An 18,480-nucleotide genomic window follows, 5' to 3' on the forward strand; every position below is an offset into this window, starting at 1 on the left:
GCCGACGCCGGGCGCCGCCGTGAGGCCGTCGGGCGGCGCGCCGACGCCGGGCGACCCTCCCAGCGCCAGCACGTCGTACGGTCTGGCGACCGAGCCCGCGACGGGCTGTTCGATCGCCAGGCCCGCCCAGCTCGCCGCCGCCTCCCGGTCTCCGTTGACCAGGTGCAGCCAGGCGAGCTGCTCGGCCACGTCGGCGGCGAACCCGGGCTCCCGGTGCCGCCACGCCTCGGCCAGCAGCTCGGCCGCCTCCTCGAAGCGCCCCGAGGCCAGCGCGAGCCGGCCCAGCACGTACCGGCGCACCGGGCGGGGATCGGCGTTGCGGGCGGCGGCGAGCTCGGCGGCGCGGACCACGTCGCCCCCGACGAGGACGTGTTCCAGGACGGCCGTGGACAGCTCGTCGCGGCGGGCGGCCGACTCGGTGAGCCCGGCGGCCAGGTCGAGGTGGGCGGCGGCCTCCTGCCACCGCCCGTGCTGGGCGGCCTTGGCGGCGAATCCGGCCAGCTCCTCGGCCAGCGCCTCGTCGGGCCCGCCGGCCTCCGCCGCCCGGTGGCGCAGGGCCGTACCGGCCTCCTCGGCCAGGCGGGCGGCGGCCAGGTGCAGCCGCGCCCGGGCACCGGCCCCGAGCCCGTCGTAGGCGGCCGCCCGCGCCAGCGGCTCGGTGAAGCCGATCAGGCGGCCGGGCAGCTCGCGCAGCAGCCCGGCGCCGACGGCCTCCTCCAGCGCGTCCAGCGGCTCCTCCACGCCGCCCGCGACGGCCCCGGCCGCCGCCCTCGCAGCGGCCCCGGAGGCGGCCCCGGCGACGGCTGCCGCCACGTGCAGCGGGCTGCTCTCGCCGAGGACCGCGCAGGCGGCGACGAGCCCGCGGGCGGCGGGGGCGCAGGCGTGCAGGCGGCGGGCGAAGGAGCGCAGGTACGTGCCCGGGGCGGGCAGCCGCGTGCCGGGGTCGGCCAGGACGTGGACGGGGAGGGCGGCCAGGAGCTCACGGGCGTGCAGCGGGTTGCCCAGCGTGTGCTCGCGCAGCCGCGCGGCGGCCCGGCCGAGCACCGTCCCGGTTCCCGTCGCGGTGCCTGTCGCGGCGCCGTCCCCGCCAGATGCCGGATCGGCCAGGCCCGCCAGCTCGGCCAGGTCGGCGGCGGTCAGGCCGTCGAGCGTGACGCGCAGCGTGTCGTCGCCGGTCAGGAGCCGCCGCAGCCCCTCCGGCAGCCACGGCCCGGCGACGTCGCGGCAGGCCAGCAGCACGAGCACGCGCCCGGCCCGCGTCCGCCGCAACACGTAGGACAGGGCCCGTAACGAGGGGCCGTCCGCCCACTGCGCGTCGTCGATCAGCACCACCAGGGGACCCTGCGCCTGGAGCGCGTCGATCGCCTCGCAGACCGCCTGCCCGGCGGCGCACGGGTCCTGCCCCGACGTCACGGGCGCCCCCAGACGCGCCGCCTCGTCCAGGAGCTGGCGCACGACGCCGAGTTCGAGCTCCCGTTCACTCTCCTCGCCGCTGGCCGACAGCACAGGCGCGCCCCCGGGAGCGACGAGCCGGTGGATGAGCGCCGTCTTGCCGATCCCCTCGGGCCCCTCGACGACCACCCTCCTGGCGGACCCCCCGTCCGCCGCGCGCAGTTGCGCGCCCAGCAGGGCGAGCTCCGCTGTCCTGCCGACGAACATGCGCACTCCCTCCGCCGCCCTCGCCTTCCCAGAGGGCGGCCGGCGGCCTCTGATACACCTCAGTGCCAGGCGCCGACCCGGGTCCAGGCGGCGGTGGCGTCGTCGTGCCGTTTCCCGTACACCGGCCCCCGGCGCCTCTCCAGCTCCCTGACCGCCGCGATCACCGCCTCGGGCCCCTGCCCGTCCAGCGCCGCCACGAGGTCGCGCCAGCTCCACCCGTACCAGTCGACGAGCCGCGACACCCCGTCGGTGAGCGCGCCGACGCCACGCGCGTCCGCCACGACGCCGCACAGCCCCTGCCGGGCCGCCTCCGGGCGGCTGCCCGCCACCCAGAACCCGCCGGGCGCGTTGCGCATCCGCCGTACCAGCTCCACCGTGTACGGCCGCCCGCCCGGCAGGCGCTCGACCCGGTCGTCGCTCACCACCCGGACGCCGCCGCCCGCCATGGAGAAGACGACGGACGTGTCGCCCAGCACGAGATATTCGACCCCGTTCGGGCCGGTCCGCACCATGGCCACCGTCGAGGACGGCGAGTCGGGATCGTCCAGGTCGCAGGTGCCGGAGTGGGCGGCCATCGTCGTCTCGATGGCCGCCTCCAGGATCTGCGCCAGCGGCGGGCCGGGATCGGTGTTCAGCCCGGTCGCCAGCGCGTCCCCCAGCCGCCCCACCAGCCACGCCACGTCGTGCGCGCACCCGCCGGCGACCCCGGGCGCGGCCGTCGCCCCGTCGAGCACGACGATCCACGACGGTCCCGCGATCACCAGGTCCTCGTTGGGCCGCCCGGACCCGGGCCTGCTGGCGCAGGCGACCTCCGCGAACACGACCTACACGATGACGAGGTCGCGCGGGGTGTTGTTGAGCCGCTCGGCGCCCGTGTCGGTGCAGACCACGATGTCCTCGATCCGCGCCCCGTGGCGGCCGGGCAGGTAGATGCCGGGCTCCACGGAGAACGCGAAGCCGGGCTCCATCGGCTCGCCGTTCCCGGAGACGATGTACGGCTCCTCGTGCGTCTCGATCCCGATGCCGTGGCCGGTGCGGTGGATGAAGTACTCGCCGTAGCCCGCCTCGGCGATGATGTCGCGGGCGGCCGCGTCGATCGACTCGCACGAGACGCCCGGCCGCACCGCCGCGCAGGCCGCGTCCTGCGCCCGCCGCAGCACCTCGTAGTAGGCGGCGAACTCCGCGGGCGGCTCCCCGACGCTGTACGTGCGCGTCGAGTCGGAGCAGTAGCCGTTGTGCAGCTGCCCGCCGATGTCCACCACGACCGGCTCCCCGGCCTGGATCACCCGGTCGGAGACGTCGTGGTGGGGACTGGCCCCGTTGGGCCCGGAGGCGACGATGACGAAGTCGACCGTCGCGTGGCCGGTCGCCAGGATCGCCTCGGCGATGTCCCGGCCCACCTCGCGCTCGGTGCGTCCGGCGCGCAGGAACTCCGGCACCCGCCGGTGCACCGCGTCGATCGCCTCCCCAGCCTCGCGCAGCGCCGCCACCTCCGCGGCCGACTTGCGCATGCGCAGCTCCCGCAGCACGGTCCCGGCCAGCACCTGCTCCGCGTCCGGCAATACCTCGCGGAAGCGCAGCGACGACATGGCCCACATCCGGTCGGCCAGGCCCACCTTCTCGACCTGCCCGAGCCGCGCCGCCGCGATGGCGTACGGGTCGTCGGTCTCGTCCCACGCCACGAACTCCAGCCCCAGCCGCGAGGCGGGCGACGCCTGCGCCGCGGGCAGCTCCAGCCGGGGCACCATCATGTACGGTTCGCCGGAGGCGGGCACCACGAGACACGTCAGCCGCTCCAGCGGCTTGGCCTCGTATCCGCTCACGTAGCGCAAGTCGGGGCCGGGCGTCAGCAAAAGGGCGTCGAGACCGGCCTTGGCGGTGGCCTCCTGGACGGCGGTGAGACGGGACACGGGATACAGATCTGAGGACGTCACAGCCCATAATCTACTCGGAGCGCGCCGCCTAAAATCCGCGAAAAGCTCTCACAACACGGCAAGCCACCGCTACACTCCGTTCAAGATTGGTCACGTACTGTGGGGCCAATTGTCCATCTTTGAAAGTGGGACCATGGTCGACGTCGCAGGTGCGGCCGAGCCGCTCGGTCACAACAGCAACAAAGGCCACACTGACCACCCCGGCCACGAGAACGACGCCGAGATGCTCGCCGTACGGCTGGCGCACGCCCAGCGGCTCGGCAACATGGGCTGGGCGGAATGGCACATGCACAGCGGCGAGACGATCTGGTCCGACCAGGTCTACCTGATCTTCGGCCGCGACCCGGCCGACGGCCCGATCGCCCTGCCCGACCTGGCCAAGCACGTCGAGCAGGCGGACATGGGCACCCTCGACCGGCTCCTGTGGTCGGCCGTGGAGAGCGTCGAGCCGGTCCAGGCGGAGTTCCGCATCCGCCGCCGCGGCGAGCTGCGCGACCTGCGCGTCGTCCTCGAACCCCTCATGGCCCCCGGCGGGCCCATCGGCCTGCACGGCGTCATCCAGGACATCACCGGCCGCCGCCGCGCCGAGCGCCTGATGTCGGAGTCGCGCCGCCAGCTCCTCGAGGCCCGCGAGCAGGCCGCCGAGGAACTCCACGTCATGCTCGCCCTGCGCGAGGCCATCCTCCCCGAGCACCCCGGATGCCTCGACCTGCCCCACACCACCATCGCGGTCCGGTACGTGCCCGCCGAGAAGACCGCGAGCCTCGGTGGCGACTGGTTCGAGGCCGCGCCCGCGCCCGACGGCCGGCTGCTGCTGGCCATCGGCGACGTCTCCGGCCACGGCCTGCCCGCCATCGCCCACATGGCCCAGCTCCGCCACGCCCTCGTCGGTCTCGCCATGACGGGCCAGCCCGCCCACCGGTTGCTCACCTGGCTGAACGACCTCGTCCTGCACCAGCTCAAGGAGACCACCGCCACCGCGATCATCGGCCATCTGGACCCGGAGACCCGGGTGTTCGCCTGGGGCCAGGCGGGCAACCTGGCGCCCATCCTCGTGCGCGACGGCGTCGCCAGGCAGCTCGACCAGCCCCGCGGCGTGCTGCTCGGCGCCGCCTCGGGCCGCCCGTACGAGCTGGCCACCACCCGGCTGCTGCCCGGGGACCTGCTGCTGCTGTTCACCGACGGGCTGGTCGAGCGGCGCACCCGCGACATCGACGTCGGCCTCGACCTGGTCCTGGCCGCCGCCCGCGACGTGCCCGCCCGCGACCTGGACGCCGGGCTCGACCACCTCCTGGCCGACATCGGCGGCCCCAACCCCGAGGACGACGCCTGCCTGCTGGCGGTCTCCATACCGGCACAGAGCGCGGAACCGCTCGTCAAGGGTGCGACCATAGACGCGTGCTGATGCTTCTCGACACCCCGTCGCTCTACTTCCGCGCCTTCTTCGGCGTGCCGGAGTCGATCAAGGGCCCGGACGGCTCACCGGTCAACGCCGTGCGCGGGCTCATCGACATGATCGCAACCCTTGTCCGCCAGCACTCCCCCACCGAGCTCGCGGCCACGATGGACGCCGACTGGCGGCCCGCCTTCCGCGTCCAGGCGATCCCGACGTACAAGGCGCACCGCGTCGCCCACGGCAACACCGAGGAGGTCCCCGAGGCGCTCGTCCCGCAGATCGCCGTCATCCAGGACGTGCTCGACGCGCTCGGCATCGCCCGCCTGGAGTCGCCCGGCTACGAGGCCGACGACGTCATCGGCACCCTCACCCACGGGGCCCCGGGCGCGGTCGACATCGTGACCGGCGACCGCGACCTGTTCCAGCTCGTCGACGACGCCCGCCCCGTACGCGTCCTCTACACCGCCCGCGGCATCCGCAACCTGCAGATCGTGGACGAGGCGTTCGTCACCGCCAAGTACGGCATCCCCGGGCGCGCCTACGCCGACTTCGCGACCCTGCGCGGCGACCCCAGCGACGGCCTGCCCGGCGTGGCCGGCGTCGGCGAGAAGACCGCCGCCGCCCTCATCACCCGATTCGGCTCGCTGGAGGCGCTGCTCCAGGCGCTCGACACGGGCGTCACCGACGGCTTCCCCGCGGGCGCCCGCACCAAGCTGGGCGCAGCCCGCGACTACCTGAGCGCCGCCCCCGCCGTCGTCAAGGTGGCCTCCGACGCGCCGCTGCCCGGCACCGACCTCACCCTGCCGGCCAAGCCGCGCGACCCCGAGGCCCTCGTGGCCCTCGCCGACCGCCACGGCCTCGACGGCCCGCTCAATCGCCTGCTCGACGTGCTGAGCCGCTAACCCTCCAGGTAGGAACGGACGGCCTCCTGCGCGGCCTCGCGCAGGCGGGCGTGCACGAGGACGTTCTCCTCGCGGTCGGTGCGCACCTCGACCACGCGCGGCCCCTCGCCGCGCAGCGCCTTGGGCAGGTCGGAGATGTCCTCCACCAGCGTGTACGGCGTCCGCGTGGCCGCCGCCACGTATGCGAGCTCCACCCCGTGCGGCGTGCCGAACACCCGCTCGAACGGGTCGCGCACCGCCGCCTGGGGCAGCAGCGAGAAGATCCCGCCGCCGTCGTTGTTGACGACCACGAAGCACAGGTCGGGACGGGGCTCGCGGGGCCCGAGGATCAGCCCGTTCTGGTCGTGCAGGAACGACAGGTCGCCGATCAGCGCGTAGGAGGGGCCGTTGTGGGCCAGCGCCGCGCCCATCGCCGCGGACACCACGCCGTCGATGCCGGAGGCGCCCCGGCTGGCCATCAGCCTGATGCCGCGCCGCGGCCGCATCGCCTGGTCCAGGTCGCGGATCGGCATCGAGGAGCCGCAGAACAGCAGCGCGCCGTTGGGCAGGGCGTCCACCAGGTCCCTGGCCAGGCGCGGCTCGCTCGTGCCCGACGCGTCCAGCACCGCGTCCGTGGCCGACCTGACCACCGCGTCCGCCTGCCGCCAGGCGTGCAGCCACGAGTCGTCGCCGGCCGCCACCGGGATCTCCACGGCCTGCGCCACCTGCGTGGCCGAGCGGGTCGGGTCGGGCCAGCGGCCCAGGTCGGGGGCCACCACGATGTGCTCCCCGGCCCGCTTCAGCCACGACAGCAGCGGCCTGGACAGCCCCGGCCGCCCCAGCGTCACGATCACGTCGGGCCGGTGGGTGTCCGCGAACTCCGGCGTGCCCAGCAGGTAGTGGTAGGTGGAGATCGAGTGGTCGCCGTAGCGGCCGCCGCCGTTGGGCTCCGACAGCACCGGCCAGCCCGCCATGCCCGCCGCGGCCACGTAGCGGCGCACGTTGGCCGCGCCGTCGCCGATCACCAGCACGCCGCGCCTGGTCGGCGCGATGTGCAGGGCGACGGGCGGGGGCGCGACCCTGGCCCGCACCCACGGGCCGTTGCCGCCGCCGTCGAGCGGCTCGGACCAGGAGGTGTCGCCGTCGGGGATCAGCGGCTCCCGGAAGGCCAGGTTGAGGTGCACGGGCCCCGGGTCGGACGGGCCTGAGGCGCGCTGGTAGGCGCGGCAGGCCAGCGAGCGCCAGTAGGCCACCTGCCCGGGACGGTCCTCCGGCACCCCCACCTCGGCGAACCAGCGGGTCGCCGAGCCGAACAGCTTGATCTGGTCGATCGTCTGGTTGGCGCCCGTGCCGCGCAGCTCGGGCGGCCGGTCGGCGGTCAGCACCAGCAGCGGCACGCCCGACTCGCTCGCCTCGATCACCGCGGGGTGGAAGTTCGCCACGGCCGTGCCGGAGGAGCAGATCAGCGCCACCGGCCGCTCGCCGCGCTTGGCCAGCCCCAGCGCCAGGTACGACGCCGACCGCTCGTCGATGCGCACGTGCAGGCGCACCCGCGACTCTGCGTGCAGCGCCAGCGCCAGCGGGGCCGAGCGCGAGCCGGGGGCCAGCACCACGTCGGTGAGGCCGCAGCGCACCAGCTCGTCGACCAGGACCGTGGCCAGTGCGGTAGCGGGGTTCAAAGTGACGCCTCCTGCATCCGGCGAAGCCACTGGGAAGATTCAATCTCAAAAGCCGACAAATGCTGAAAATCCACCGAAGGACGCCGTACTGCCAGAGAGCCCTCCACCGGCACCAGGGAGTCGTCCACCACGTCGCCCGCCAGCAACGCCATCGTGCCCAGCCCGCACGCGTACGGCAACGCCGGCAGCGCCGCCGCCAGCGCCAGCCCCGCTGCCAGGCCCACGGATGTCTCCACGGCGCTGGAGACCACGGCGGGCAGCCCGCACGCCTCCACCACCTTGAGCGCCTCGCGCACCCCGCCGAGCGGCTGTACCTTGACCACCGCGATGTCGGCCGCCTCCGCCGCCCGCACCCGCAGCGGATCCTCCGCCCTGCGGATGGACTCGTCGGCCGCGATCGGCACGTCGCAGGCGCGCCGCACCGCCGCCAGCTCCTCCAGCGTGGCGCACGGCTGCTCCGCGTATTCCAGGTCGAACCGGTCGAGCCGCTTCAGCCGCCGCACCGCCTCGTCCACGTCCCACGCGCCGTTGGCGTCGACCCGCAGCCGGCCGCCCGGCCCGAGCGCGTCGCGTACGGCCTCCACCCTGGCCACGTCGTCGTCGAAGGTCTGGCCCCGCTCGGCCACCTTGACCTTGGCCGTGCCGCAGCCCGAGCGCCGGACGATGTCATGGGCCTGCTCGGCCCCCACGGCGGGCACGGTCGCGTTGACGGGGACGCTGTCGCGCACCGGCTCCGGCCATCCCTCGAAGGCCGCCTCGCGGGCGCACGCCAGCCAGCGGGCACACTCGCGCGGGCCGTACTCCGGGAACGGGGAGAACTCCCCCCAGCCGGCGGGACCGTGCAGCAGCACGCCTTCCCTGACGGTCTGCCCACGGAACCGCGTGCGCATGGGGATGCGGAAGACCACGGGAGAACGCGTCACGACCCTCCCTGCGCCTCTGTCCGACCTGTCGCCACTAACCTTACGAGCATGTGGAGGAACCCGTCGCATCCGGACCGTCCGCTGCATGCCATTGTGCAGCCTCCGGGACCCGCCTTGTACGCGGCGATCCGGGACGCGCTGAGCGGCGCGGGCCCGGCCGTGCTCCCCCTGGCCCCGGGCCAGTCCGAGGCCGCCCTGGCCGCGCTGCGCCCCACGCACGTCGACGGCGCGCTCCGGAGAGACGGCGAGGGCGTCCCCTCCGACGTGGCGGTGGTGATCGCCACCAGCGGCAGCACCGGCGCCCCCAAGGGCGTGCTGCTCTCGGCCACCGCCCTGCGCGCCTCCGCCGCCGCCTCCCTGCGCCACGTGGCGGCCGCCAAGGGCGAGCGCTGGCTGTGCTGCCTGCCCGTCGCCCACATCGCCGGCCTCCAGGTCCTGGTACGCGCCCTGCTGTCGGAGAGCGAGCCGATCATCCACGCCCGGTTCGACCCGCACGAGGTGCTCGCCTCGGGGGCCGACCACGTCTCCCTCGTCCCCACCCAGCTGCACCGGCTGGTCGAGCTGGGCGCGGACCTGTCGGGGTTCCGCACGATCCTGCTCGGCGGCGCCGCGCCCCGGCCGGGGCTGCTGGAGCAGGCCCGGGACCTCGGCGCCCGGGTGGTGACGACGTACGGGATGAGCGAGACGTGCGGCGGCTGCGTCTACGACGGCCGGCCCCTTCCCAACGTGGATGTCAAGATCGGCGATGACGGGCTGATCAGGATCGCCGGCGCCGTGCTGTTCTCCGGCTATCGCTTCGGCGACTCCGACCCCTTCGACGGCGACTGGTTCCGCACCTCCGACCTGGGCGAACTGACCGGCGGCCGGCTGCGCGTGCTCGGCCGGGCCGACGACGTGATCAACACCGGCGGCGAGAAGGTGGTGGCCGGCGCCGTGGCCGCGGTGCTCGGCACCCATCCGGAGGTGGCCGACGTGGCCGTCATCGGCACGCCCGACGCGGAGTGGGGCGAACTGGTCACGGCCATCGTGGTGCCCGCCAATCCCGACACGCCACTCACGCTTCCTCAATTGAGGGCGTTCTGCCGCGATAGGCTTCCCCCTCACGCCGCCCCGCGCAGCCTGCGCCTGGTGTCCCAGCTTCCGCTGCTGCCGAACGGAAAGACCGACTTCGTCCGGCTCCGGGCAGGAACCTGATGAGTTGCGGCTGCGTCTTAGTTGGGGAGAGGGAGGGAGCCTTCATGGATCAGACCCGCAAGATGTGGGCATCCGCGGCAGTCGTCGGCGTCATCGTCGTCGGAGGCGCCTCAGTCGCGGCGGCCGCCTCGGCGGGCAAGCTCGACCAGGTCGCCAAGGAGACCCGAGCCGTGGTGGAGAAGGTACCGCCGACATCGTCGCCGACGCCCACGACCAGCGACGATGGCATCGTGGTCTCCCGCGATGTCAACCCGGACCCCGACGCGGTCATCGACTACTGGACGGACCAGCGCCTGCAGGACGCTCAGCCGATGCCCATGCCCGAGGTGTCGCCCGGGGAGATCAAGATCCGGGAATAGGACCTAAGGGAGGGGCGGTTCGTCTACTGGGGCGATCCGCCCCTTTTTCGTCCCACCGGGAACAAATGACAGCGATTGGCGTTATTGATACTGGTGCGCCGTGCGAACAGAAGCCGCCCCACCACAACCTGCCTGATCGCTTCGACTCCGTACGGAGGAGGTGTCCTCATGCCCAGAACCGCCGTAGCGACCCCATCTGCGACTCTCGACCAACTCATTGAACGAGGGCGAGCCCAGGGTCACCTTTCTCTCGCGGAACTGCGTGACGCTTTCGCGGAGGCCGGCATCAGCCCCTCTGAAGGCCGCACGATCCTGCGCGAGCTCTCGGAGAGCGGTGTGAGCCTGGCCGCCGAGAACGAGCCGTCTCTCAGCAAGACCGCCCCGAAGAAGACCTCCAGGAAGCCCGCGCGTGCAAAGACTACCGGCCGCAAGGCGTCGGAGGCAAAAACCGCCCCGCCGAGAAACGGCACGGCCAAGAACGCCACAGAGGCCGCCGCCAGGGCCGTGACCCGGCCCGAGGCCAAGCCGGAGCACGAGGAGGACGTGCCGGAGGACCTCGAGCTCAGCGCCGAGGACGCCGAGATCGAGAACGAGCAGATCGACCTGGACGACACCCAGTCGGCCATGGGCGACTCCGTGCACACCTACCTCAAGTCCATCGGCCGCCGCACGCTGCTCACGGCTGCGCAGGAGGTCGAGCTGGCCCGGCGGATCGAGGCGGGCCTGTACGCCGAGTACAAGCTGGAGACCGAGCCCGACCTGCCCCTGTCCGCCCAGGAGGACCTCCACCTGGTGATCGAGGACGGCAAGCGGGCCAAGGACCACATGCTCGAGGCCAACCTCCGGCTCGTGGTGTCGGTCGCCAAGAAGTACACCGACCGCGGCATGTCGCTGCTGGACGTGGTCCAGGAGGGCAACCTGGGGCTGATCAGGGCCGTGGAGAAGTTCGACTACACCAAGGGGTTCAAGTTCTCCACGTACGCCATGTGGTGGATCAGGCAGGCCATCCAGCGCGGTTTCGCCGACTCGGCCCGTACGATCCGGCTGCCCGTGCACGTTCTGGAGATGCTGTCCAAGCTGTCGCGCGTCGAGCGTGACATGCACCAGCGCCTGGGGCGCGAGCCCACGCCCGAGGAGCTGGCCGTCGAGCTGGACAAGACGCCCGACCAGATCGAGGAGCTGCTGCGCACCAGCCGCCAGCCGATCTCGCTCAACGCCACGATCGGCGAGGACGGGGAGACCACGATCGGCGACCTCATCGAGGACGTGGACTCGCCCGAGGCTTCGGAGATCGTCGACCGTCAGCTGCTGGGCGACCAGCTGCGCGGCGTGCTCGACAACCTCTCCCCCCGGGAGTCGAAGATCATGGCGCTCCGCTTCGGCCTGGTGGACGGCAAGCCGCACACGCTGGACGAGATCGGCAAGCACCTGGGGCTGACCCGGGAGCGGATCCGCCAGCTGGAGAAGGAGTCGCTGTCCAAGCTGCGCCACCCCAGCAACACCCGCCCGCTGCTGGACTGGGCGAGCTGAAAACCCGAAGCCCCGGCACAACGAGGGAGGCTGTGCCGGGGCTTCTTCATGCCCTTGGAACTCGCGGGACCGGGTTCGCGAGAGTGGACTTGCGGGATGTCAGAGGGTCGCGGGCACCGGGCGCGGCACGCGCGGGATCCCCCACATGCGGTTGTCCTCGCGCAGCGTGCGCAGCCGGTCGACCTCGGCCGTCCACATCGACCCCGTGGGCGTCGCCTTGGCCTTGCGGCGCGCGATCCGGTCGTCGTAGGCCTTCACCCCGAACGTGGCCCGCTGCCCCGCCTCCGCGGCGCGCAGGGCGTCGGTCAGCGCCCTGTCGAAGGCGCGGCCGGCTGCCATCAGCTCGATCTCGTCCGCCGCCGCGGCCCGCAGCTCACGCAGCGTCTCCTCGGCCTCGCGGGCCTTGTCGAGCAACTCGGGGAAGCTCTTGGAGATCTCCTGGTCCGCGTGGTAGCGAACCTCGGCCTCCCGGCTCACCCGCGGACGGAAAAACGCCATCGACCCTGCCCTTTCACGCAGCCTGCACTCGTTCAACCGCCAAGGTTACGCTGTCGTGCGACACAGCGGGAAATCGACCCGGCGCGAGCGGCTTTACGAAGTAAGATGATCTCCATGCCCGCCAAGAGACCGCCCGTACCGCTCTCCCGCGAGCGCATCATCGAGGCCGCCCTCCACATCGCCGACAGCCAGGGCCTGCGCCGGCTCACCATGCGCCGGCTGGGCGACGCCCTGCAGGTGGAGGCCATGGCCATCTACCACCACCTGCCCAGGGGCAAGGAGGCGCTGATGGACGCCCTGGCCGAGCACGTCACCGCGGTCCGCGTCGAGCAGGCGGCCACCTGGCAGGAGACGGCCAAGGCCTGGTGCCGGGCGGGGCGGGAGCTGCTGCGCGAGCATCCGGGCGTGCTCGCGCTGGCCCTGACCAAGCCCCCCAAGGGCGCCACGGCCCTCGCCATCAGCGAGCAGACGGAACAGCTCGCCGACGGCGGCCTGTCCGACGCGCCGGAGGCCGTACGCGCGCTGAGGGCCTTCGTCTTCGGGAGCGTGGCCGTCGAGGTGCAGCAGTCGGGCTGGGCCGATCCTGAAGTTGACGAATGGGTCAGACGGGACGAAAGAGCAGATATCGATTTCGAGCGCGGACTCGACGCTCTGCTCAAGGGATTGCAAACGTAGTGCGCGTGTCGCGCTTGGCCCGTTATCCTGCATACGGCACGCTGTGTCGAAGGTCACACGAACGGGGATCCCTTCTGTAACAGTCCTCATGGACTATGTCCGGGAGTGTGACATCCGTCGCACACTTGCCAGAACAATTACCCGAGCCGGCTCCCGACCCTCCAAACGGGAGCATCCCACGAGATATCGGAGGCACGCCGATGTGCCCGCACGACCCGGCCTGTCCGGATGCCGAGGCGCCCGACCGCGAGAAGGCACGCACTCTCGCCTGCCACCCCGAGCAGGGGTGGAGCCTGCTCTGCAACGGTGTCGTCCTGTTCGAGGACACCGGGGAGCTGCTGCCCAGCGGAGCCGCCATCGCACCACACCGACCCGTGGTCGGCGCGGCGTGAGCTAGGCGTAGTGGACCATCCACTCCGCCACGACCTCGCCCACTCGGGCGGGGTCCTTCTTGAGGTCGTGTCCCTCCCCCGGCAGCACCACCAGGCGTGCCGCGTCAGCGGCGTCCGGCACGCCGAACGGATCCCGGTCCCCGTTGACCACCAGCACGTCCACTCCGGCGCCGCGTAGCTCGTCAGCCCTGGAGCGTTCCGGCTTCCCGGGCGGGTGCAGCGGAAAGGCCAGCGCCACCACGGCCGCCGCGCCGACCGCCCCGGCCGTACGGCAGGCGACCCGCGCCCCGTTGCTCCGCCCTCCCTGCACCAGCGGCAGCCCCGGCCAGAGCGCGCGCACCTCCTTGAGGACGATCTCCCACGCCTCGTCCTGTTTGACCGCCGACCCCGGCGCCCGCGCCCCCGCCGCCCTGAAGGCCTGCGTCACCCTGGCCACGACGGCCCCGGCCTTGAGCGCGGCGTCCCGTACGGCGAGCAGGTCGGGAGCGTCCACGCCCCCGGCCGAACCGTGGGTGAGCACCAGCAGCAGCCGCGGGTCCGCCACCTCGTCCACCTGGACGAACGCGGGCCCTCGCGGGGTCATGACCTCCATGCCAGCACCGTACCTGGGGAGGATGGCACCTTAGCCCTCAGGTCGGATGACGGCGTGGCGTCGGCGGTGGATGATTGCTGTCATGCCAGATAAGCGCCCCATCCGGGATGATCTCCAGGCCACCCTGGACGCCCGCCGGGACCTCGGTCCCGAGTACGAAGCCGCGCTCGTCGAATCGTTCGTGGAGCGGCTCGACGCCACGATCTCCGCCCGCGTACGGGCCGAGCTCGACCACCACGGCACAACGCCGCACCGGCAGAAGAGCACTCCGGGAGCGGCGATGATCCCGATCGCGCTGGGCTCGATGGGCATCGGCATCCCCTTGACGGCCATCGCGGCCGGCAACGCGGGGCTGGTGGGGCTGACGATCACGTGGATCGCGATCGTGGTCATCAACGTGGCCTCGGCGGCGGCCATCATGCGCCGCGGCTGACCCCGGGCGGCGGATAGGTGGCGGAGGCCCACGGGAGCGCCCCCGCCCATTCCGCTGCTGCCCGTCTCGCTCCTCAGGCATCGCCAAGGACGCGTCAAGCGAGCGGGCGTCAGGCGCCTGGGGACCCGGCGCGCATCGGACGGGTGGTGTCAGGCGTCGCGGTGGTAGCGGAGGCGGACCTCGGCGGCGAGGGTCTCGTTCTCGTGCTCCAGCCCGTACGACCACACCCGCCCCGCGTCGTCGACGCGCCCCCGCAGCGGCAGCGTCCGGGCAAGGAGCTCGATGGCCAGGGCGCTGGTCTGCGGGTCCGCCCCGTACTCGACCGTCTCCGCGAACTCCGCGCAGGCCAGCTCCAGATGCGCGATCCCGAGCTGGACCCGCAGCCCCGGCACCTCATCCGCGGGGGCGTCCTCCAGCGCGTCCAGGAGCACGTCGGCCGCCGCCCCCGGTTCGCCGTGCTCCAGCATCAGGTAGGCCAGCTCCTGGGCCGCCCGCGCGCCCACGCCCGGGTCGCCCCCCTCCATGGCGGCCCGCAGCTCCTGCTCGGCCTCGTCCAGGTCGTCGGCGGCCGTCGCCAGCCGGGCCAGCGCGAGGTGGGCCAGCGGCACGTACGCGGCCGTGCCCACCCCCAGGACGGCCTGCCAGGCGGCCCTGGCCTGTTCGGCGCGCCCCTCCCGTTCGAACCCCTGCGCCAGGTGGCAGGCGGCCTGGGCGGCGTACTCGGGGTGTCCGGTGGCCAGCGCGGTCCTGGCGGCGGCCCGGGCGGCCTCCACGTCGCCACGCTCCTCCAGCACCACAGCGAGCCCCACCGCGGCCTGGGCCCGGTCCCGGCCGTGGGGGTCGGCGACCAGTTCGGCGAGTATGGCGGCGGCGCCGTCGAGATCACCGCGTTCGGCCAGGCGGCGGGCAGCGTCGAGGTGCGGGGTCTCCAGCTCTGAGGACGTCAAGAGAGCTCCTTCTGGCGACGGTCGCACCGAGCCTAACGATTTCTGGCGATCATGTCTGCTCAGTTGACGCGGAAGGAATGACCGGCTTCGGACCCCGGCGCGGCGACAGGCGTACAGTCCTGATCATGACCGGCCCGAACGCCGCCCGGACCACCGCCTGCCCCACCACCAGCGGCCCGCGGCCGACACGCCGGAGGCCGGCTGTAAGCCGACCAGCACCGCCCCGCTGGACGCCCACGACCCCATGGTCAACGCCAACACCACCTCGTGCGAGAACAGCGCCGCCCCGAGCGAACGGACCGTGCGCCGGTGGAGGCCGAAGTCGCTCATCCCGCCGTTGAAGGAGAACGGCGGACGCCCGCGCGGAGAGCGCGGGCGCGGTGGTGGGGCCGCGTCCGCAATGGACGCCGCCGGGCTCCTAGTCCTCGTACGCCTCCAGCGGCGGGCAGGAGCACACCAGGTTCCGGTCGCCGTAGGCCTGGTCGATCCGGCGCACCGGCACCCAGTACTTCCCGTCACGCAGCGACGGCAGCGGATAGGCGGCCTCGCTGCGCGTGTACGGGTGGGTCCACTCGTCGGCGCTGACCGACTCGGCCGTGTGGGGCGCGTTCCGCAGCGGGTTGTCCGCCGGGTCGTAGGCCCCCGACGCCACCTTGTCGATCTCGCCGCGGATGGCGATCAGCGCGTCCACGAACCGGTCGAGCTCCCCGAGGTCCTCGCTCTCGGTCGGCTCGATCATCAGCGTCCCCGCCACGGGGAACGACATGGTCGGCGCGTGGAAGCCGTAGTCGATGAGCCGCTTGGCCACGTCGTCCACGGTGACCCCGGTCTCCTTGGTGATCTGCCGCAGGTCGACGATGCACTCGTGGGCCACCAGCCCGCCGCGCCCCGTGTAGAGCACGGGGTAGTACGGGGCGAGCCGCCTGGCCAGGTAGTTGGCCGACAGGATGGCCTGCTCGGTGGCCGCCGTGAGCCCCTCGGAGCCCATCATCCGGATGTACGCCCACGAGATCGGCAGGATCCCGGCCGAGCCGTACGGGGCCGCCGAGACGGGACCCACCGGCGTGCCGTTGTGCAGCGGGTGGCCGGGCAGGAAGGCCGCCAGGTGGCCGCGGACCGCGACGGGGCCGACGCCCGGGCCGCCGCCGCCGTGCGGGATGCAGAACGTCTTGTGCAGGTTGAGGTGGGACACGTCGGCCCCGAACTCGCCCGGCCTGGCCAGCCCGACCAGCGCGTTGAGGTTGGCCCCGTCCACGTAGACCTGGCCGCCGGCCTCGTGCACCTTGGCGCACACCTCGGTGATCGTCTCCTCGTACACGCCGTGCGTGGAGGGGTACGTCACCATGATCGCGGCCAGCGCGTCACGGTGCTTGGCGATCTTGGCGTCGAGGTCGGCCAGGTCCACGTTGCCGTCGGAGTCGCAGGCCACGACCACGACCCGCATGCCCGCCATGACCGCGCTGGCGGCGTTGGTGCCGTGGGCGGAGGACGGGATGAGGCAGACGTCGCGCTCGCCGTGACCGCCCGCGCGGTGGTAGGCGCGGATGGCCAGCAGCCCGGCGAACTCGCCCTGCGAGCCGGCGTTCGGCTGGATGGAGACGCGGTCGTAGCCGGTCACCTCGGCCAGCCAGCCCTCCAGCGTGCCGATCAGCTCGCGATAGCCCTCGACCTGGTCGTCCGGCGCGTACGGGTGGATCGCGGCGAACTCGGGCCAGGTGATCGGCTCCATCTCGGTGGTCGCGTTCAGCTTCATGGTGCAGGAGCCGAGCGGGATCATGGAGCGGTCGAGCGCGATGTCCTTGTCCTGCAGCTTGCGCAGGTAGCGCAGCATGGCGGTCTCGGAGCGGTGGCTGTGGAAGACCGGGTGGGACAGGTAGCCGGACTCGCGCGCCAGCGCGGCGGGCAGCGCGTCGGCCTCGAGGGTCACGTCGGAGCGGTCGACGCCGAAGGCGGCCCACACCTTGGCGACCTCGGCGGCGCCGGTCTTCTCGTCGCAGGAGATCGACACGTGGTCGTCGTCGACCCGCCAGAGGTTCACGCCCTGCTCGACGGCGGCGGCGACCACCTCGGCGGCCCGGCCGGGCACGCGTACGAGCACGGTGTCGAAGAAGTCGCGGTGCACGACCTCCAGGCCCGCCTCGCGCAGCCCGCCGGCCAGGGCCACGGCGTGCCGGTGCGCCCGGTGGGCGATCCGGCGCAGCCCCTCGGGGCCGTGGTAGACGGCGTACATGCCGGCGATGACGGCGAGCAGGACCTGCGCGGTGCAGATGTTGCTGGTGGCCTTCTCGCGGCGGATGTGCTGCTCGCGGGTCTGCAGGGCCAGCCGGTACGCGGGGTCGCCGTCGGCGTCCACCGACACGCCCACCAGGCGGCCGGGAAGCTGGCGCTGCAGGCCCTCGCGCACGGACATGTAGGCGGCGTGCGGCCCGCCGAACCCGAACGGCACCCCGAACCGCTGTGAGGAGCCGATCGCGATGTCGGCGCCCAGCTCGCCGGGCGCGGCCACGAGGGTGAGGGCCAGCAGGTCGGCGGCGGCCACGACGAGCGCGCCCGCCTCGTGCGCGGCGGCGGCCACGGCGCGGAAGTCACGCAGCCGGCCGGACGCGCCCGGGTACTGGACGAGCACGCCGAAACACTCGGGCAGCTCGCCGTCGAGGGAGTGCTCCACCAGCGTGATGCCCAGGGGCTCGGCCCTGGTGGCGAGCACGGCCTTGGTCTGCGGCAGCGCGTCGGCGTCCACCACGAACACGCTGCTCTTGGACTTGCCCGAGCGGCGGGCCAGGGTCATCGCCTCGGCGGCGGCCGTGGCCTCGTCGAGGAGGGAGGCGCCCGCGACGGGCAGGCCCGTCAGGTCGGAGACGACGGTCTGGAAGTTCAGCAGCGCCTCGAGGCGGCCCTGCGAGATCTCCGGCTGGTACGGGGTGTAGGCGGTGTACCAGCCCGGGTTCTCCAGCAGGTTGCGCCGGATGACGGCGGGGGTGATCGTGTCGTGGTAGCCCAGGCCGATCATGGAGGTGAGCACGCGGTTGCGCCCGGCCAGGGCGCGCAGTTCGGCGATGGCCTCGGCCTCGCCGACGGCGGCGGGCAGCTGGAGCCGGTCCTTGGCCCTGATGGCCTCGGGGACGGCCACGGCCACCAGATCCGCCACGGACTCGAAGCCCACGGCCTCGAGCATGCGCTGCTGCTCGGCCGCGGAGGGGCCGATGTGCCTGGACGAGAAGGGCGGAGCTGACAGGTCGGTCATGGACAGTGCCTCCCGAGGCTATGGAGACCGGCGCCGTGGCGCGGGCGAGTGCCGGATCTCCCCCTCTGTCAGCGCGGCGACGCCGCGACCTGAGAGCTTCACCCCGGGAATGGGGCTTGCACCGTCGGTGAGGCGCGCCTGGCG

At 73.1% G+C, this 18,480-nt stretch carries 18 protein-coding genes; 8 read left to right on the top strand and 10 right to left on the bottom strand.

The genetic code is table 11. The annotated features are described in order from the left end of the window. From ACFKCF_RS43785 to ACFKCF_RS43795, 3 genes are all read right to left on the bottom strand, one after another. The coding region (locus tag ACFKCF_RS43785) for an AAA family ATPase (RefSeq protein WP_394501282.1) at window positions 1–1,659 on the bottom strand (1,659 nt) is incomplete at its 3' end. 59 nt (window positions 1,660–1,718) lie between these two features. After that, a complete protein-coding gene (locus ACFKCF_RS43790; protein WP_394501283.1) occupies window positions 1,719–2,480 on the bottom strand; it encodes a protein phosphatase 2C domain-containing protein in 762 nt (253 codons plus the stop codon). Window positions 2,481–2,483: 3 nt separating this feature from the next. Further along, the gene (locus ACFKCF_RS43795) at window positions 2,484–3,593 is read right to left on the bottom strand and encodes a M24 family metallopeptidase (RefSeq protein ID WP_394501284.1); all 1,110 of its coding nucleotides are present in this window, start codon (window positions 3,591–3,593) and stop codon (window positions 2,484–2,486) included. 133 nt (window positions 3,594–3,726) lie between these two features. Between ACFKCF_RS43795 and ACFKCF_RS43800 the strand changes: the two genes are divergently transcribed. Both ACFKCF_RS43800 and ACFKCF_RS43805 read left to right on the top strand, forming a co-directional pair. Continuing rightward, complete coding sequence (locus ACFKCF_RS43800; protein ID WP_394501285.1) at window positions 3,727–4,998, top strand: PP2C family protein-serine/threonine phosphatase; 1,272 nt, start codon at window positions 3,727–3,729, stop codon at window positions 4,996–4,998. Continuing rightward, on the top strand, window positions 4,998–5,891 hold the full coding sequence (locus tag ACFKCF_RS43805; RefSeq protein WP_394501402.1) for a 5'-3' exonuclease H3TH domain-containing protein: 894 nt from the start codon (window positions 4,998–5,000) through the stop codon (window positions 5,889–5,891). Before ACFKCF_RS43800 ends, ACFKCF_RS43805 begins: the two co-directional genes overlap by 1 nt. Here the strand turns inward: ACFKCF_RS43805 and menD are convergent. Both menD and ACFKCF_RS43815 read right to left on the bottom strand, forming a co-directional pair. Then, the gene (gene menD, locus ACFKCF_RS43810; protein WP_394501286.1) at window positions 5,888–7,549 is read right to left on the bottom strand and encodes a 2-succinyl-5-enolpyruvyl-6-hydroxy-3-cyclohexene-1-carboxylic-acid synthase; all 1,662 of its coding nucleotides are present in this window, start codon (window positions 7,547–7,549) and stop codon (window positions 5,888–5,890) included. The two genes, ACFKCF_RS43805 and menD, sit on opposite strands and share 4 nt — an antisense overlap. Further along, on the bottom strand, window positions 7,546–8,439 hold the full coding sequence (locus ACFKCF_RS43815) for an o-succinylbenzoate synthase (protein ID WP_394501403.1): 894 nt from the start codon (window positions 8,437–8,439) through the stop codon (window positions 7,546–7,548). Before ACFKCF_RS43815 ends, menD begins: the two co-directional genes overlap by 4 nt. A gap of 81 nt (window positions 8,440–8,520) precedes the next feature. On the opposite strand from ACFKCF_RS43815, the gene ACFKCF_RS43820 reads away from it, so the two are divergent. The 3 genes from ACFKCF_RS43820 to ACFKCF_RS43830 all read left to right on the top strand — a co-directional run bounded on the left by ACFKCF_RS43820 (window position 8,521) and on the right by ACFKCF_RS43830 (window position 11,555). Beyond that, window positions 8,521–9,666 (top strand): AMP-binding protein, encoded by a 1,146-nt coding sequence (locus tag ACFKCF_RS43820; protein ID WP_394501287.1) that lies wholly within the window; start codon window positions 8,521–8,523, stop codon window positions 9,664–9,666. Window positions 9,667–9,710: 44 nt separating this feature from the next. Further along, window positions 9,711–10,025 (top strand): hypothetical protein, encoded by a 315-nt coding sequence (locus ACFKCF_RS43825; RefSeq protein WP_394501288.1) that lies wholly within the window; start codon window positions 9,711–9,713, stop codon window positions 10,023–10,025. 168 nt (window positions 10,026–10,193) lie between these two features. Beyond that, entirely contained in the window at window positions 10,194–11,555 is a 1,362-nt protein-coding gene (locus ACFKCF_RS43830; protein ID WP_394501289.1) for an RNA polymerase sigma factor, read from the top strand. A gap of 99 nt (window positions 11,556–11,654) precedes the next feature. On the opposite strand, the gene ACFKCF_RS43835 is transcribed toward ACFKCF_RS43830, so the two are convergent. After that, window positions 11,655–12,053: a hypothetical protein gene (locus ACFKCF_RS43835; protein WP_394501290.1), complete on the bottom strand. Its 399-nt coding sequence runs from the start codon at window positions 12,051–12,053 to the stop codon at window positions 11,655–11,657. Window positions 12,054–12,167: 114 nt separating this feature from the next. Between ACFKCF_RS43835 and ACFKCF_RS43840 the strand changes: the two genes are divergently transcribed. Beyond that, window positions 12,168–12,728: a TetR/AcrR family transcriptional regulator C-terminal domain-containing protein gene (locus ACFKCF_RS43840; RefSeq protein ID WP_394501291.1), complete on the top strand. Its 561-nt coding sequence runs from the start codon at window positions 12,168–12,170 to the stop codon at window positions 12,726–12,728. Between the two features lie 200 nt (window positions 12,729–12,928). Then, window positions 12,929–13,120 carry a DUF5999 family protein gene (locus tag ACFKCF_RS43845; protein ID WP_185074362.1) on the top strand — a complete coding sequence of 64 codons (192 nt, stop codon included), beginning with the start codon at window positions 12,929–12,931 and terminating at the stop codon, window positions 13,118–13,120. Between the two features lies 1 nt (window position 13,121). Here the strand turns inward: ACFKCF_RS43845 and ACFKCF_RS43850 are convergent, their stop codons facing one another. Beyond that, window positions 13,122–13,712: an alpha/beta family hydrolase gene (locus tag ACFKCF_RS43850; protein WP_394501292.1), complete on the bottom strand. Its 591-nt coding sequence runs from the start codon at window positions 13,710–13,712 to the stop codon at window positions 13,122–13,124. A gap of 82 nt (window positions 13,713–13,794) precedes the next feature. On the opposite strand from ACFKCF_RS43850, the gene ACFKCF_RS43855 reads away from it, so the two are divergent. Then, the gene (locus ACFKCF_RS43855; RefSeq protein ID WP_394501293.1) at window positions 13,795–14,145 is read left to right on the top strand and encodes a hypothetical protein; all 351 of its coding nucleotides are present in this window, start codon (window positions 13,795–13,797) and stop codon (window positions 14,143–14,145) included. Window positions 14,146–14,294: 149 nt separating this feature from the next. On the opposite strand, the gene ACFKCF_RS43860 is transcribed toward ACFKCF_RS43855, so the two are convergent. The 3 genes from ACFKCF_RS43860 to gcvP all read right to left on the bottom strand — a co-directional run bounded on the left by ACFKCF_RS43860 (window position 14,295) and on the right by gcvP (window position 18,336). After that, window positions 14,295–15,092, bottom strand: a complete 798-nt coding sequence (locus ACFKCF_RS43860) for a tetratricopeptide repeat protein (protein WP_394501294.1) — start codon at window positions 15,090–15,092, stop codon at window positions 14,295–14,297. 123 nt (window positions 15,093–15,215) lie between these two features. After that, window positions 15,216–15,422 (bottom strand): hypothetical protein, encoded by a 207-nt coding sequence (locus tag ACFKCF_RS43865; protein ID WP_394501295.1) that lies wholly within the window; start codon window positions 15,420–15,422, stop codon window positions 15,216–15,218. Between the two features lie 88 nt (window positions 15,423–15,510). Beyond that, the gene (gcvP, locus tag ACFKCF_RS43870) at window positions 15,511–18,336 is read right to left on the bottom strand and encodes an aminomethyl-transferring glycine dehydrogenase (protein ID WP_394501296.1); all 2,826 of its coding nucleotides are present in this window, start codon (window positions 18,334–18,336) and stop codon (window positions 15,511–15,513) included. Between the last annotated feature and the right edge of the window lie 144 nt (window positions 18,337–18,480).

It is taken from the genome of Nonomuraea sp. JJY05, assembly GCF_043496855.1.
Taxonomy (GTDB): Bacteria; Actinomycetota; Actinomycetes; order Streptosporangiales; family Streptosporangiaceae; genus Nonomuraea.